This is a genomic window from Hydrocarboniphaga daqingensis (genome assembly GCF_900129825.1).
GTDB lineage: Bacteria > Pseudomonadota > Gammaproteobacteria > Nevskiales > Nevskiaceae > Hydrocarboniphaga > Hydrocarboniphaga daqingensis.
This window is the reverse complement of record NZ_FQWZ01000001.1, coordinates 234,338-248,785: the sequence shown is the minus strand read 5'-3', so window position 1 is coordinate 248,785 and position 14,448 is coordinate 234,338. Positions and strand designations below refer to the sequence as shown.

General features: G+C 67.5%; 13 protein-coding genes. 8 read left to right on the top strand and 5 right to left on the bottom strand.

Annotated elements, in window-relative coordinates; genetic code table 11:
* Window positions 1–39: 39 nt before the first annotated feature.
* A complete protein-coding gene (locus BUB09_RS17365) occupies window positions 40–1,140 on the bottom strand; it encodes a Fic family protein (RefSeq protein ID WP_072892946.1) in 1,101 nt (366 codons plus the stop codon).
* A 169-nt stretch (window positions 1,141–1,309) separates the two neighbouring features.
* Window positions 1,310–2,206 carry an acyl-CoA thioesterase gene (locus tag BUB09_RS01105; protein WP_175550075.1) on the bottom strand — a complete coding sequence of 299 codons (897 nt, stop codon included), beginning with the start codon at window positions 2,204–2,206 and terminating at the stop codon, window positions 1,310–1,312.
* A gap of 160 nt (window positions 2,207–2,366) precedes the next feature.
* Between BUB09_RS01105 and BUB09_RS01100 the strand changes: the two genes are divergently transcribed.
* Window positions 2,367–3,641 (top strand): NAD(P)/FAD-dependent oxidoreductase, encoded by a 1,275-nt coding sequence (locus tag BUB09_RS01100; protein ID WP_072892943.1) that lies wholly within the window; start codon window positions 2,367–2,369, stop codon window positions 3,639–3,641.
* A 97-nt stretch (window positions 3,642–3,738) separates the two neighbouring features.
* Here BUB09_RS01100 and BUB09_RS01095 read toward each other — a convergent pair whose 3' ends face one another.
* Complete coding sequence (locus BUB09_RS01095) at window positions 3,739–5,913, bottom strand: malate synthase G (protein ID WP_072892941.1); 2,175 nt, start codon at window positions 5,911–5,913, stop codon at window positions 3,739–3,741.
* 221 nt (window positions 5,914–6,134) lie between these two features.
* Between BUB09_RS01095 and BUB09_RS01090 the strand changes: the two genes are divergently transcribed.
* Genes BUB09_RS01090 through BUB09_RS01075 form a run of 4 tightly spaced genes read left to right on the top strand, consistent with a single transcriptional unit; the run spans window position 6,135 to window position 9,238 of the window.
* On the top strand, window positions 6,135–6,890 hold the full coding sequence (locus BUB09_RS01090; protein WP_072893965.1) for an SDR family oxidoreductase: 756 nt from the start codon (window positions 6,135–6,137) through the stop codon (window positions 6,888–6,890).
* Window positions 6,890–7,585, top strand: a complete 696-nt coding sequence (locus BUB09_RS01085) for a histidine phosphatase family protein (RefSeq protein ID WP_072892939.1) — start codon at window positions 6,890–6,892, stop codon at window positions 7,583–7,585. The genes BUB09_RS01090 and BUB09_RS01085 overlap by 1 nt, the downstream gene beginning before the upstream one ends.
* A gap of 25 nt (window positions 7,586–7,610) precedes the next feature.
* Window positions 7,611–8,093: an acyl-CoA thioesterase gene (locus BUB09_RS01080; RefSeq protein ID WP_245793051.1), complete on the top strand. Its 483-nt coding sequence runs from the start codon at window positions 7,611–7,613 to the stop codon at window positions 8,091–8,093.
* A gap of 5 nt (window positions 8,094–8,098) precedes the next feature.
* Entirely contained in the window at window positions 8,099–9,238 is a 1,140-nt protein-coding gene (locus BUB09_RS01075) for a zinc-dependent alcohol dehydrogenase family protein (RefSeq protein WP_139250089.1), read from the top strand.
* Here the strand turns inward: BUB09_RS01075 and BUB09_RS16700 are convergent.
* Complete coding sequence (locus BUB09_RS16700; protein ID WP_084083057.1) at window positions 9,174–10,304, bottom strand: NAD(P)-dependent alcohol dehydrogenase; 1,131 nt, start codon at window positions 10,302–10,304, stop codon at window positions 9,174–9,176. The genes BUB09_RS01075 and BUB09_RS16700 overlap by 65 nt on opposite strands.
* A gap of 67 nt (window positions 10,305–10,371) precedes the next feature.
* On the bottom strand, window positions 10,372–11,304 hold the full coding sequence (locus tag BUB09_RS01055) for a hypothetical protein (protein ID WP_072892936.1): 933 nt from the start codon (window positions 11,302–11,304) through the stop codon (window positions 10,372–10,374).
* 144 nt (window positions 11,305–11,448) lie between these two features.
* Here BUB09_RS01055 and BUB09_RS01050 point away from each other — a divergent pair, with 144 nt between their 5' ends.
* The 3 genes from BUB09_RS01050 to BUB09_RS01040 all read left to right on the top strand — a co-directional run bounded on the left by BUB09_RS01050 (window position 11,449) and on the right by BUB09_RS01040 (window position 14,407).
* Window positions 11,449–12,936, top strand: coding sequence for an NAD-dependent succinate-semialdehyde dehydrogenase (locus BUB09_RS01050; RefSeq protein WP_139250051.1), 1,488 nt, complete (start codon window positions 11,449–11,451; stop codon window positions 12,934–12,936).
* A 64-nt stretch (window positions 12,937–13,000) separates the two neighbouring features.
* Window positions 13,001–13,321 carry a 2Fe-2S iron-sulfur cluster-binding family protein gene (locus BUB09_RS01045; protein ID WP_072892934.1) on the top strand — a complete coding sequence of 107 codons (321 nt, stop codon included), beginning with the start codon at window positions 13,001–13,003 and terminating at the stop codon, window positions 13,319–13,321.
* A 57-nt stretch (window positions 13,322–13,378) separates the two neighbouring features.
* The gene (locus BUB09_RS01040) at window positions 13,379–14,407 is read left to right on the top strand and encodes a phosphotransferase family protein (RefSeq protein WP_072892933.1); all 1,029 of its coding nucleotides are present in this window, start codon (window positions 13,379–13,381) and stop codon (window positions 14,405–14,407) included.
* Window positions 14,408–14,448 lie beyond the last annotated feature (41 nt).

The window sequence follows — 14,448 nt, the reverse complement described above, 5'->3', positions numbered from 1 at the left end:
AGCTGTCGATGGGCTCGGCGTCGTTCCGGGTCGCGAGCGTCAGCGTTCGCCTGCCGGAGCGGCCTCGCCGGTCAGAATGCGGAACAGCGGATCGTTGATGTAGTAGTTGCTGCGCCCGATCTTGCGTTTGCGCAGGAAACCATCGGCCGCCAACAGATCCAGATAGCGCGTGGCCGTGATGCGGGACACCTTCAAGTCGCGCATCAGAAACTCGATTTTGGTGTACGGATGCGATAACAGGTTGTTGATCAGGTCTTGGCTGTAGAAGCGGTGCTGGCTGCGGATGCGGTGCTTGGTGTCCAGCAGCAGTGCCTTGATGGCCTGGATCGTCGTGATGCCCTGGGCAGCGGTGCTTTCGACGGCATCAAGCAAATACATCACCCAGGTTTCCCAGTCGCCGGTGTCACGCACGCTTTGCAGCAGACGGTAGTAGTCAGCCTTGGTTCCGACGATGGCGCGACTCAGATACAGCACGGGAATATCCAGCAGCCCCATCTTGACCAGATACAGCACATTAACGATGCGGCCGGTACGACCGTTGCCGTCATTGAACGGATGGATGCTCTCGAACTGATGGTGGATCAGCGCCATCTTCACTAGCGGGTCGGCTGCGTAGCGGCCGTCGTCGTTGATGAAGTGTTCGAGGTCGGACATCAGGCCCGGCAGCAGGTCCGGCGTCGGCGGGGTATAGATCACCCGACCGGTGCCTCGGTCCTTGAGCGTGGTGCCCGGCACCGTTCTGTAGCCGGGGCGGTTTCTCTCGAGCGCCGCCTGAATCTCCAGAATGTGATTGCCGGTCAGCAGGCCGGTTGCCGCCACCGATTGAAAGCCGACGCGCAGCGCGTGGCTGTAGAGCGCCACTTCCTTGGCGGCCGGGCTTGCGTTGACGGCATCGATGTCTGCCGCTTCGCGGAACAACTCATCGTGCGTGGTCACGATGTTTTCGATCTCGGAGCTGTCCTTGGCTTCCTGCAGGCTCAGCGTGCTGATCAACACACCCTGGTTCGGCATGGAGGCCGCCACGCCTTTGAACTCCGCCAGCCGCCGGTGAGCGGCGACCAGCTTTTTCAGAATGGCCGCACTTTCGAACCGCGCTGGGTCCAGGCTTTCCAACGGCGGTGGCGCGAATGAGAGTCTCATGGGGCGGGTTTCGCAGCCGGGCGGTTCAACATGTATAGATCATGGCTTATTTCTATGCATATTGGATGCCTCATGTATAGATCGTCGACCGTTTCGCGATCGATGCCAGCGCTGCGCTAGCGAACCATGCTCCCGTCGCAGAGCGAGCTACGGTTCTGAAGCGTGGGACTCAGCGTCGCTCGCCGAGCGTGCATTGCTGCGTGGCCGTGGCCACCAGGCGCCGCTGGCGGTCGTAGATCTGCACGACGGCAAAGCCGCGGCCGTGGCCGGTGGCCGGGCTCTGGCAGTCGAATAGCAGCCAATCGTCGTAGCGCAGGTTTTCGTGGAACCACAGGCCGTGGTTCAGGCTGGCGACGTAGAAGTCGCGCATGTCGACCATCGATGTGTACGGGCTGTAGCTGCAGTACGTGACCAGAAAGTCCGACAGATAGGCCAGCGCCGCATCGTGCAGTGCCGGCGCCTCGGGCAGGCCGTCGCGCAGCCTCAGCCAGAACCGCTGGCGCGCCGAAGCGTCGGCCTGGAATACGAAGCGCTCGGGGTCGACCGGGCGCATTTCGACGCAGTGCTTTTCGACCAGCGGCACCATCCGCAACTCGAATCCGTGTTGGCCGTCGCGGACCAAGTCGACCATGTCGCGCAGCTGCTCGGGGCCGGGCACGTCGTCCGGCCCGTCGGTGCGGCGGTGCTGCGGCGGGTCGCTGGGCACCTGAAACGACACTTGCGCGTCCAGCACCGCGTGCGCGGCTTGCGTGACGCGGACATGGCGCGACGAATAGCGGCCGCCGTCGAGCAGCCGTTGCACGTCGAACCGCAACGGTTGGTCGATCGCCGCGCCGCGCAAAAAGCAGGCTTGCAGCATGTGGGCGCGACGGCCTTCGGGCACGGTCTGGGCGGCGGCCAGCAGCGCCTGGCCGAGCAGCTGGCCGCCGTACAAGCGGCGGTTGAAGTTGTCGTCCGACGCCGTGCTGGCGTAGCGGTCGGGGCCGATGGTCACCAGCGGCAGCAGCGTTTCGAGCGCGCGACCGTCCCATAGTGAGGGCGTCGGGGCGGGGCAGGGGTCGCTCATCATCAGGCTCGTTGCATCGGGCAAACCGCGATTGTGGGTCTACGCCGGGGCCGCTTGCCAGCACCGTGGCGCCGGTATCGTCCTTTTGCGGGTTTGAGACGCGGGGTAACGAGCGCGTAATCTTGCGCTCCTTTCCCAACCCGCCGCGAGATTGCACGACATGACTGAACAGGCCAGCCCGGCTGCCTCCTCCGAATCGGTACTGATCGTCGGCGCCGGCCATGCGGCCGGTGAAATGGCCGTGGCGCTGCGCGTCAACCAGTACGTTGGCGACATCACGATCGCCGGCGACGAGCCGCATCTGCCGTATCAGCGTCCGCCGCTGTCCAAGGCCTTTCTCAGCGGCGAGATCAGCCATGAGCGCCTGCACGTCAAAGCGCCGGCAACCTACGACAACGCCAACATCCGCTGCCTGCCCAACACCCGCGTCACGGCGATCGACCGTGTCGCCAAGACCGTGACCACGGCCGATGGCCGCACGCTCGGCTACGGCAAGCTGGTGCTGGCCACCGGCGGCCGCCCGCGGCTGCTGACGCTGCCCGACGAGCGCATTCACCAAGCGCCGAACCTTCATTACCTGCGCACGATCGGCCATGTCGATGCGCTGCGCGAGCAGTTCGTCGCCGGCAACCGCCTGGTGATCATCGGCGGCGGCTACATCGGCCTGGAAGTCGCCGCCGTGGCGCGCAAGAAGGGCATCGACGTCACCGTGCTCGAAGCGATGCCGCGCGTGCTGCAGCGCGTGACGGCACCGGAGCTGTCGGAGTTCTACGCGCGCGTGCACACCGAGGCCGGTGTCAAGATTCTGGTCAACACCGCGCTGACCGGCTTCGAGTTCGACGCCGCCGGCAAGATCACGACGGTGCTGGCCGGTGACGGCCTGAAGATTCCGGCCGACGTGGTCATCGTCGGCATCGGCCTGATCCCGAACGTGGAGCTGGCCGAAGCGGCCGGGCTTGCGATTGACAACGGCATCGCCGTTGACGAATACGGCCGCACCTCGGACCCGGACATCCTCGCGATCGGTGATTGCAGCAGCCACCCGAGCGCCTATGCCGGCCGCCGCATCCGCCTCGAATCGGTGCCGAGTGCACTCGAGCAGGCGCGCAGCGCGGCGGCGCTGCTGGTCGGCCAGCTCAAGCCGTATAACGCGGTGCCGTGGTTCTGGTCCGACCAGTACGACTTGAAGCTGCAGATGGTGGGCTTGAACCAGGGCTATGACACCGTGGTGCTGCGTGGTTCGCCAGCCGCGCGCAACTTCCTGGCGCTGTACCTGAAGGACGGCGCGCTGCTGGCCGCGGATTCGGTCAGCCGTCCGCAGGAGTTCATGGTCGCCAAGAAGCTGGTCGGCGACCGCATCAAGGTCGACCCGGCCGTGCTGGCCGATGAAACCAAGCCGCTGAAGGACCTGCTGGCGACGGCGCCCGCCGCCTGATTCCAGGCCGGCTGCAAAAACAAAGGCCGCTGTCGCGGCCTTTGTTTTGTCCGGCGACTGCAGCAGCGCCGTTGGCGCCGCTGCAGGAACTCGCGGCTTACTGCAGGCCGTACTTGGCCTTGGCTTCCTGACGGCGCTGGTGCAGCAACGGCTCGGTATAGCCGTTGGGCTGCTCGCAACCCTTGAACACCAGGTCGCAGGCGGCCTGGAACGCCACGCCGTCAAAGCCCGGCGCCATCGGCTTGTAGCCCGGGTCGCCGGCGTTCTGCTGGTCGACGATCGCGGCCATCCGCTTCAGCGTCTCGGTCACCTGCTCGACGCTGGTCAGGCCATGACGCAGCCAGTTGGCGATGTGCTGGCTGGAGATGCGCAGCGTCGCGCGGTCTTCCATCAGGCCGACGTTGCTGATGTCCGGCACCTTGGAGCAGCCGACGCCCTGGTCGATCCAGCGCACGACGTAGCCGAGGATGCCCTGGGCGTTGTTGTCGAGTTCCTGCTGGATCTCTTCGGCACTGAGCTTCTGCGTGCCGAGCAGCGGGATCGTCAGGATCGCGTCGAGGCTGGCGCGGGCGCGCGTGGCGATCTCCTTCTGGCGCTCGAACACGTTGACCTGGTGGTAGTGCGTCGCGTGCAACGTGGCGGCCGTCGGCGACGGCGTCCACGCGGTGGTCGCGCCCGACTTCGGATGCGCGATCTTCTGTTCGAGCATGCCGGCCATCAGGTCTGGCATCGCCCACATGCCCTTGCCGATCTGCGCGCGGCCGGCCAGGCCGCAGGCCAGACCGATGTCGACGTTCCAGTCCTCATAGGCGGCGATCCACGGCTGCTGCTTCATCGCCGCCTTGCGCACCATCGGGCCGGCTTCCATCGACGTGTGCAGCTCGTCGCCGGTGCGGTCCAGGAAGCCGGTGTTGATGAACACGACGCGCTCGGCGGCGACCTTGATGCACGCCTTGAGGTTGACCGTGGTGCGACGCTCCTCGTCCATGATGCCGATCTTGATCGTGTTGCGCGGCAGGCGGACCAGGTCTTCGATCGCGGCGAACAAGTCGCAGGCGAACTGCACTTCTTCCGGCCCGTGCATCTTCGGCTTGACGATGTAGATGCTGCCGGTCTTGCTGTTGCGGTAGCGCGTGCGGCCGGCGACGTCGTGCGAGGAAATCAGCACGGTGACGATGCCGTCGAGGATGCCTTCCGGAATCTCATGGCCGTCGGCCAGGATCACGGCCGGGTTGGTCATCAGATGGCCGACGTTGCGGACGAACAGCAGGCTGCGGCCGGGCAGCGTCAGCGTGCCGCCGGCGGCGGCCGTGTACTGGCGGTCGGCGTTCAGCGCACGGGTGATCGTTTTGCCGCCCTTGTGCAGCACTTCAGCCAGGTCGCCCTGGATCAGGCCCAGCCAGTTGGAATACGCGACGACCTTGTCGACCGCATCGACGGCGGCCACCGAGTCTTCGCAGTCCTGGATCGTGGTGATCGCCGATTCCAGCAGCACGTCCTTGACGCCGGCCGGGTCGGTGGCACCGATCACATGGCGCGGGTCGATTTCGATCTCGACGTGCAGGCCATTGTTCTTCAGCAGCACGCCGGTGGGCTTGGCGGCATCGCCGCTGAAGCCGACGAACTGCGCCGGCGCCTTCAGGCCGGTCTTGGTGGCGCCGAGGCTGACGACCAGCTGGCCGCCTTCGACCGCGTACCCGGTGACGTCCTTATGGCTGCCGCTGGCCAGCGGCGCCGCCGTGTCCAGAAAGCGCTTGGCCCAGGCGATCACCTTGGCGCCGCGCACTTCGTTGTAGCCGGGGCCCTTGACCGCGCCGTCGGTTTCCGGGATCGCGTCAGTGCCGTACAACGCGTCATACAGCGAACCCCAGCGCGCGTTGGCGGCGTTGAGCGCGTAGCGCGCATTCATCACCGGCACGACCAGCTGCGGGCCACACTGCTCGGCGATTTCCGGGTCGACGTTGGCCGTGGTCACCTTGAAGTCGGCCGGCTCGGGCAGCAGGTAGCCGATCTCGCCGAGGAACTGCTTGTAGGCCGCTGCGTCGTGCTGGCCGCCCTGCTTGCGGTGCCAGGCATCGATCTGCGCCTGGATCGCGTCGCGCTTGGCGAGCAGTTCGCGGTTGCGCGGCGCGAAGGTGCTGGTGATCTGCTCGAAGCCGGCCCAGAACGCCGCCGGTTCGATGCCGGTGCCGGGCAAGATGCGCTGCTCGATGAGGTCGCTCAGAACGGTTGCGACTTGAAGGCCGCCTTTCTGGGTACGCGGGGTGGTCATGGAATCCTCATCTGGACTGAAAGTGGACGGTGCGAGACGCGCCAAGGCGCGGTCGAATCGGGGTGCGCAGCGCAGCGCGGCCCGACCAGGGCGGCGGCGTCAGCGGCGGGGCGCGAATTTTACATGGCGCGGCGGCTTGCGCGCGCGGCAAGCTGCGGGGCGTGTCGCATTGCGGCAAAAGGCATAACCTTGGCGCCCCCAAGCAGGCCGAGGCCGCCTCGATGTCGCGACGCAATATCCTGATCACCGGCGCCAGCTCCGGACTGGGCGAGGGCATGGCCCGCCTGTGGGCCGAGCAAGGCCGCAATCTGGCGTTGTGCGCACGACGCACCGACCGGTTGATCGCGCTGCGCGACGAGTTGCTGGCGCATTACCCGCACATCCACGTCAGCGTGCGCGCGCTCGACGTCAACGACCATGCGCAAGTGTTCGCGGTGTTCCGCGAGTTCCGCGAAGAGTTCGGCACGCTCGACCGCGTCGTCGTCAATGCCGGCATGGGCAAGGGGGCGTCGCTGGGCACTGGCCACTTCAATGCCAACCTGCAGACCGCCCAGACCAACTTCGTCGCTGCACTGGCCCAGGTCGAAGCGGCGATGGAGATCTTCCGCGACCAGGGGGCCGGCCATCTGGTGACGATCTCGTCGATGAGCGCGCTACGCGGCATGCCGCGCGCCATGACCACCTATGCGGCGACCAAGGCGGCGCTGGCCTCGCTGTCGGAAGGCTTGCGCGCCGATCTGCTGAAGAGTCGCAGCCCGATCAAGGTATCGACCGTGTATCCGGGCTACATCCGCAGCGAGATCAACGCCAAGGTCAAGAACACCCCGTTCATGGTCGACACCGTGACCGGCTGCCGCGCGTTGGTGCGCGCGATCGAGCGCGAGCCCGACGAGGCCTACGTGCCGGCTTGGCCGTGGACGCTGATGGGCTTTCTGATCAAGCGGCTGCCGCTGTCGGTGGTGTCGAGGATGGCCTGATGGGCGCGATCTATCTGGTGCGCCACGGCCAAGCCTCGTTCGGTGCAGCCGAATACGACGCGCTGTCCGCGCTCGGCGTGGAGCAGGCGACGCGCCTGGGTGCCGCACTCAAGCAGCGCGGCTTGCGCGTCGACCGCGTGATCAGCGGCCCGATGCGACGCCACCGCCAGACGGCCGAGGCCTGCCTGACCGCGATGGACCTGCCCGCGGTATGGGACGAGCAGCCGGGCTGGAAGGAATACGACCACGACGAGATGATCGCGCGCTTCGACCCGAGGCTCAGTGACCCGGCGACGCGGCTGGCGCACTTCGCGCACGAGCCCGATCCGCGCCGTGCGTTCCAGACGATGTTCGAACGCGCCACCGAACGCTGGATCGGCGGCGACCACGACGCCGACTACGCCGAAAGCTGGCCAGCGTTCAATGCCCGCGTCAGCACGGCGCTGCGCACGCTGGCCGCATCGATGGCGCCGTCGCAGAACGCGCTGGTGTTCACGTCCGGCGGGCCGGTGGCCGTGGTCACGGCCGACCTGCTGCGCGTGCCGCAGCGCGATGCCGCGCGCATCAACCGTATCGTCGCCAACGCCTCGCTGACCAAGGTGTTGTACAGCGAGCGCGGCTTGTATCTGTCGACGTTCAACGAGCACTCGTACTTCGAAGGCGAGCGCCACAAGCAGCTGATCACCTATCGCTGACGCGCCCTTGGCCGCCAGGAGTCCCGTGACCGATACCGCCACCTCGCCACCGCCGCCCGCATCGCTGCCGACGCGCCGCGAGCAGTACGCCTATTGCCAGCGAATCGGCACGCGCTGGAAGGACAACGACGTCTACGGCCACGTCAACAACATCGACTACTACAGCTTCTTCGATACGGTGATCAACACTTGGCTGATCCGCGAGGGCGGCCTGGATATTCACCACGGCGACACGATCGGCTTTTGCGCCGAATCGCATTGCCGCTACTTGAAGGCGCTGGCGTTTCCGGATGCGGTGGACGCAGCGCTGCGCGTGGCGCATCTGGGTCGCAGCAGCGTGCGCTACGAGATCGCGCTGTTCCGCGAAGGCGATGTCGAGCCGGCTGCCGAAGGCTGGTTCGTCCATGTGTTCGTCGACCGCGCGCAGCGCCGTCCCACTCCGTTGCCCGAGCCGATGCGGACGGCGCTCGGGCGCTTGCAGATGCCGCCCGCCAGGATTGCCCCATGACGTCGATCACCGTCACCGCCGCCGTGCTCAGCGACGTCGGCTTGCCAGCGCCGTATGCGCAGTCGCAGCCACTGCGCTTGCGGCAGCTGCAACTCGACGCACCGGGACGCGGCGAACTGCTGGTCAAAGTCGGCGCAGCCGGCTTGTGCCATTCCGACTTGTCGGTGATCGACGGCTCGCGTCCGCGGCCGCTGCCGATGGTGCTCGGGCATGAGGCAGCCGGCCGCGTCATCGCGATCGGGGCCGACGTCGACGGCTTCGCGGTCGGCGACCAAGTGGTGTTTTCGTTCGTGCCGACCTGCGGCCACTGCGCGCCTTGCGCCAGCGGCCGGCCGGCGCTGTGCGAGCCCGGTGCGGCGGCCAACACGGCCGGCAGCCTGCTCGGCGGCGAACGCCGTTGGCAGCTGACCGATGCGCCCGGCGCCGGCAGCCGACCCCATCACCACCTCGGCGTCAGCGCGTTTGCCGAGGCCACCGTGGTGTCGGCGCGCTCGGCCGTCAAAGTCGATGCCGATCTACCCGCCGAAATCGCCGCCTTGTTCGGCTGCGCGGTGATGACCGGCGTCGGCGCTGCGGTGAACACCGCGCGCGTGCAGCCCGGCGACAGCGTTGCCGTATTCGGCCTCGGCGGCGTGGGGCTGGCGGCGCTGCTCGGCGCCCGCGCGGCCGGCGCTTATCCGCTGATCGCGGTGGATGTGCTGCCGTCGAAGCTGGCGCTGGCGCGCGAACTGGGCGCAACGCATGTCGTCGCCGCCGGAGAAGACGCGGTGGCGCAGATCCGCGCGATCACCGCCGGCGGCGCGCAGACCACGATCGAGACCGTTGGCAGCGAAGTGGTGCTGGGCCAGGCTTATGCGGCGACGCGGCGCGGCGGCACCACGGTGACGGCCGGTCTGCCGCATCCGGGCCGGATGTTCTCCGTGCCGGCCGTCAGCCTGGTCGCCGAAGAACGCACCGTCAAAGGCTCCTACATGGGCTCGGCGGTGCCGAGCCGCGACATTCCGCGCTTTGTGGCGATGTACCGCGCCGGGCTGCTGCCGGTGGACCGGCTGCTGACGCACCGGCTCAGGCTCGACGAGATCAACGCCGGCTTCGACCGCCTGGCGCGCGGCGAGGCCGTGCGCCAGGTGGTGGTGTTCGACTGAGCCGGCGCCGGCCGGAGCAGGCCTTCAGCGTCGCCAGATCGATCACGAAGCGGTATTTGACGTCGGCCTTTTCGAGCCGCGCATAGGCCTCGTTGATCTGCTGGATCGGGATCAGCTCGATGTCCGACACGATGCCGTGCGCGGCGCAGAAGTCGAGCATTTCCTGGGTCTGCGCCAAGCCACCGATCAGCGAACCGGCCAGGCTCTTGCGGCCGAACACTAGATTGCCGGCGGCGATCGGCGTCGGCGTTTCGGGCAAGCCGACCAGGCACATCGTGCCGTCTCGCTTGAGCAGGCGCAGGTAGCCATTGATGTCGTGCGGCGCCGATACCGTGTCGAGAATGAAGTCGAAACGGTTGGCCTGTGCCTTCATCTGGTCGGCGTCGCGTGACAGCACCACGTGCGTCGCACCGAGGCGGATCGCGTCCTGTCGCTTGCTCTCCGACGTGCTGAACAGCGTGACTTCGGCGCCCATCGCGTGCGCGATCTTGACCGCCATGTGGCCCAGCCCGCCGAGCCCGACGACGCCGACGCGCTGGCCGGGGCCAACCTTCCAGTGCCGCAGCGGCGAGTACGTGGTGATGCCCGCGCACAGCAGCGGCGCGGTCGCGGCCAGGTCCATGCCGGCCGGGATCTTCAGCGCGAAGCGCTCGGCGACGACGTAGTTGGTCGAGTAGCCGCCGTAGGTCGGGATGCGGGTGCCGCGCTCGTAGCTGTTGTAGGTGCCGGTGGCGCCGCGCTCGCAGTACTGCTCTTCGTCGGCGTGGCAGGAGCCGCATTCGCGGCAGCTGTCGACCAGGCAGCCGATGCCGGCGTGGTCGCCGACCTTGAACTGGCTGACCGCGCTGCCGACCGACGTGACGCGGCCGATGATCTCGTGGCCCGGCACGATCGGGTAGCGACTGCCACCCCAGTCGTTGTTGACCGAATGCAGGTCGGAATGACACACGCCGCAGTACAGCGCCTCGATGACGACATCGTGCGCACCCGGATCGCGGCGCTCGAACTTGAACGGGGCCAAGGGGCCGCGGGCGGCGCTGGCGGCATAGCCGTGGGACGGAATCATGCAAGGCTCCAAGGGGATCGACGCGGCGATTCTGCCACGCGCAGCCCGGACGCCCGTTGAAGCGCGCTCAGCCGGCGCGCGGCAGGTCGTCGCCCTGCAGATAGCGGATTTGTTGATCCAGCCAGCGCTGATAGCGCGCCGAACGCTTGAACACCGCCAGTGCGACCAGCCCGAACGGCACGATCGTGACGATGCCGATACCCAGGCACAGGGCAAACAAGCCCAGCAGCGGTATGCGCTGCCAGCGGCCCGGCCCGCCGGCGAGGCGGACGATGCCGGCCCCGAGCCGAAAGCCGCGCCAGCCGATTTCCTCGGTCAGCACGTAATGCGGGTCGACCGGCGCGCTGTCGGCGCCGTCAAACACCGCCTGTCCGCGGTCGATGCGCCCGTCGTGCAAGCCATCGAGCAGTTGTCGGCCGAAGCGCGCCGAGTCGGCGATCGCCGCGTCGGACACGCCGGCCGGCGACAGCACGCCTTTCCAGGTTTCGCGGCGGCCGGTCAGCAGCCACACGGTCACCGTGATGAAGGTTTCGGCGCGCGTGCCCTGGTCTTCGCGGACGAAGATGCCCGCGAAGCGGCCGCCGGCCGCGTCGATCAGTTGGCGGACGGCCAACTGGCCGCGATACCACATGTTGCGGCAGCCGATCACGGTGACCACCGGCTTGTCGCGCAGCAGCGCCGCGTAGCGTGACTTGAGCAGGCCGGTCGCCGGCAGCGACGGCGACAGATACCAGGTCTGGTAGCCGAGCACGATCAGGTCGTAGTCGATGCTTTCGTCCAAGCCGGGCAGGTCGACGGCGGGCGGTACCAGCTGCACGCATTCCGGAAACTGGTCGAAGAACGTGACCACCGGCCACGGGAACGGATACACCCGCTCGGGCACGATCGGCTGAAAGTGCACGCGCACCCCGGCATCGCCTTCAAACGGCTGCATCAGCGAACGCAGCACGCGTTCGAGCTGACCGGTCTGCGAGTAATACAGCACCAGAACGTTCTTCATGGCTCGTTGTAGCGGTACCAATGACGCGGCGGGTGGCAGGCAGCGGCACGCGGCTGCTCTGGTGTTGAAAGCCGGATCGAACGTCCGGGACCGGTGCCGCTCTAAACTGGGGCATCCGGACCATTGATATGCAGGAGACACGCCATGGATGACCGTTCCCCGTTGCCGACCGCGATTGCTGACGGCCTGCAGCGGCCCGATCTGGTCCGCCGGCAGGCCTATGTCGCCGGCCGCTGGTGCGACGCCGATGCTGGCGAGACGATCCAGGTCACGGACCCGGCGACGGGAGAGGTGGTTGGCAGCGTACCGGCCTGTGGCGCTGCCGAGACCCGTCGGGCGATTGAGGCGGCCCAAGCGGCGCAGCTAGCCTGGGCAGCGCGCAGCGCCAAGGAGCGCGCGACCGTGCTCAGGCGCTGGTTTGAACTGATGCTGACCCACCAGGACGATCTGGCGCGGATCATGACGCGCGAGCAGGGCAAGCCGCTGGCCGAGAGCCGCGGCGAGATCGGCTACGCCGCGTCGTTCATCGAATGGTTCGGCGAGGAGGCCAAGCGCGCCTATGGCGATCTGATTCCCGGGCCGACCCGTGACCGGCGCATCAGCGTGCTCAAACAGCCGGTCGGTGTCTGCGCGGCGATCACGCCGTGGAACTTCCCGGCCGCGATGATTACGCGCAAGGTGGCACCGGCGCTGGCCGCTGGCTGCGCGATCGTCGTCAAACCGTCGGAGCTGACGCCGTTTTCGGCGCTGGCGATGGCCGTGCTGGCCGAGCAGGCCGGCGTGCCGCCCGGCCTGCTGGCCGTGGTCACCGGCCATGCGCGCCCGATCGGCGCCGAGCTGACCGGCAACCCGATCGTGCGCAAGCTGTCGTTTACCGGGTCGACGGCAGTGGGCAAGCAGCTGATGGCGGCCTGCGCCGGCACGGTCAAGCGGCTGTCGCTGGAACTGGGCGGCAACGCACCGTTCATCGTGTTCGACGATGCCGACCTCGACGCGGCCGTGGCCGGCGCCATGGCGTCGAAGTTCCGCAACGCCGGCCAGACCTGCGTTTGCGCTAACCGGATTCTGGTGCAGGCCGGCATCCACGATCGCTTCGTCGAAGCGCTGGCCGCAGCGGTCGGCGCGCTGAAGCTCGGCAACGGCCTGGATCCCGGCGTGCAGATCGGCCCGCTGATCGACGACCGTGCGCTGGACAAGGTGCGTGGGCATGTCGCCGATGCGCTGGCCAAGGGCGCGCGGCAGATCGTCGGCGGCGCGCCGCTGCCGCCGCGTGGCGCGTTCTTCGCGCCGACCGTGCTCGCCGGCATCGAGCCGGGCATGCGCGTGCTGCGCGAGGAAACCTTCGGGCCGGTGGCGCCGGTGACGCGCTTCGAAACCGAAGAACAAGCGGTGCAGATGGCCAACGACACCGAGTTCGGTCTGGCGGCGTATTTCTACAGTCGCGACATCGGCCGGATCACGCGCGTCACCGAGCGGCTCGAATACGGCATCGTCGGCGTCAACGAAGGCTTGATTTCGACCGAAGTCGCGCCGTTTGGCGGCATCAAGGAAAGCGGCTTCGGCTCCGAAGGTTCTCGTTATGGCTTGGACGAATACCTGAGTCGCAAGTACGTCTGCCTCGGCGGGCAGTGACGGGCGGGCGGCAGCCTTGGCCTACAATCTCCGGCCCTTCGTCATTCGCTAGCGCGCGTCCGCCATGCCCACGATCACTTTCGTCGACCCCGCCGGCCGCCGGCACATCGTCGAGGCGCCGGTCGGCAAGACGCTGATGCAAGTCGCGGTCGATCACTTGATGCCCGGCGTTGCCGGCGACTGCGGTGGCTGCTGCAGCTGCGCGACCTGCCACGCGTATGTGCCGTCGCCTTGGGCCGAGCAACTGGCGCCGCCTGAAGAAGACGAGGACATGATGCTCGAAGGCGTCATCGACCGGCGGCCGACCAGCCGGCTCAGCTGCCAGATCGCCATCGTCGATGCGCTCGACGGGCTGATCGTCGAGCTGCCGGCCGTGGCCGGCTAAAGCGGCGGCGCGCCGACTCAACTACAAGACCCATTAGAACGGCATCGAGGAGACACGATGAGCAGCAGCAAGCAGAGCGGTCCGGGTTTCGAGCCGGCGGCGCTCGAAGCGTTTCTGCACCAGAGCGTGCCGGGCCTGAGCGGGCCGATGCGCTTGCAGCGTATCGGCGGCGGCCAGTCCAACCCGACGTTCTTCGTCACGTTCGACAACCGCAAGCTGGTGCTGCGCAAGCAGCCGGGCCCCGACATCCTGCCCGGCGCGCATGCGGTGGACCGCGAGGCTCAAGTGATGCGGGCGCTGCGCGATACCGACGTGCCGGTGCCCGAAGTGCTGCTGTTCCATGCCGGCCGCGACATCGTCGGCACGCCGTTCTACTTGATGGAATGCCTCGAAGGCCGCGTGTTTGCCAGCTACGAGCTGCCGGGTGTGACGCCGGCCGAGCGGCGCGCGATGTATCGGTCGATGGCCGAGACGCTGGCCCGCGTGCACAACGTCGACGTGGACGCCGTGGGCCTCGCCGACTACGGCAAGCCGGGCAACTATTTCCAGCGGCAGATCGGCCGCTGGGGCAAGCAGTGGCAGCAGACCAAGGTGCGTGACAACGCGGCGCTGGAGCGGCTGCTGCAATGGCTGCCGGACAACATCCCCGACAGCGAGGCCAGCGGTATCGCCCACGGCGACTATCGCGCCGGCAACCTGATGTTCCATCCGACCGAGCCGCGCGTGATCGCAGTGCTCGACTGGGAGCTGTCGACGCTGGGACACCCGCTGGCGGACCTGGCTTACCACTGCGTGGCCTGGCACACCGCGCGCGAGGAGTACTACGGCTTGCGCGGACTCGATCTGGCTTCGGTCGGCATCCCGACCGAAGCCGAGCACATCGCCGACTACTACCGCGTATCGAAGCGGCAGGAGCCGATCCAGACCTTCCACTTCGTGTTTGCGCTGTTCCGGATCGCCGTGATCTTCGAAGGCATCGCCGCGCGCGCCAAGCAGGGCATCGCAGTGGCCGACAACGCCGAGCAGGTCGGCCGCCTCGGCGGCGTGTTCTCGCAACGCGCAGTCGAGTTGATCGACCGCCTTTAGTTTTGCATCCGACGCCGCGCGATCGGCTTGAATCGCGCGAT

Coding starts and splice junctions, on each gene's coding strand:
- BUB09_RS17365 (WP_072892946.1), bottom strand. CDS start 1,140: ATGAGACTCTCATTCGCGCCACCGCCGTTGGAAAGCCTGGACCCAGCG.
- BUB09_RS01105 (WP_175550075.1), bottom strand. CDS start 2,206: ATGAGCGACCCCTGCCCCGCCCCGACGCCCTCACTATGGGACGGTCGC.
- BUB09_RS01100 (WP_072892943.1), top strand. CDS start 2,367: ATGACTGAACAGGCCAGCCCGGCTGCCTCCTCCGAATCGGTACTGATC.
- BUB09_RS01095 (WP_072892941.1), bottom strand. CDS start 5,913: ATGACCACCCCGCGTACCCAGAAAGGCGGCCTTCAAGTCGCAACCGTT.
- BUB09_RS01090 (WP_072893965.1), top strand. CDS start 6,135: ATGTCGCGACGCAATATCCTGATCACCGGCGCCAGCTCCGGACTGGGC.
- BUB09_RS01085 (WP_072892939.1), top strand. CDS start 6,890: ATGGGCGCGATCTATCTGGTGCGCCACGGCCAAGCCTCGTTCGGTGCA.
- BUB09_RS16700 (WP_084083057.1), bottom strand. CDS start 10,304: ATGATTCCGTCCCACGGCTATGCCGCCAGCGCCGCCCGCGGCCCCTTG.
- BUB09_RS01055 (WP_072892936.1), bottom strand. CDS start 11,304: ATGAAGAACGTTCTGGTGCTGTATTACTCGCAGACCGGTCAGCTCGAA.
- BUB09_RS01050 (WP_139250051.1), top strand. CDS start 11,449: ATGGATGACCGTTCCCCGTTGCCGACCGCGATTGCTGACGGCCTGCAG.
- BUB09_RS01045 (WP_072892934.1), top strand. CDS start 13,001: ATGCCCACGATCACTTTCGTCGACCCCGCCGGCCGCCGGCACATCGTC.
- BUB09_RS01040 (WP_072892933.1), top strand. CDS start 13,379: ATGAGCAGCAGCAAGCAGAGCGGTCCGGGTTTCGAGCCGGCGGCGCTC.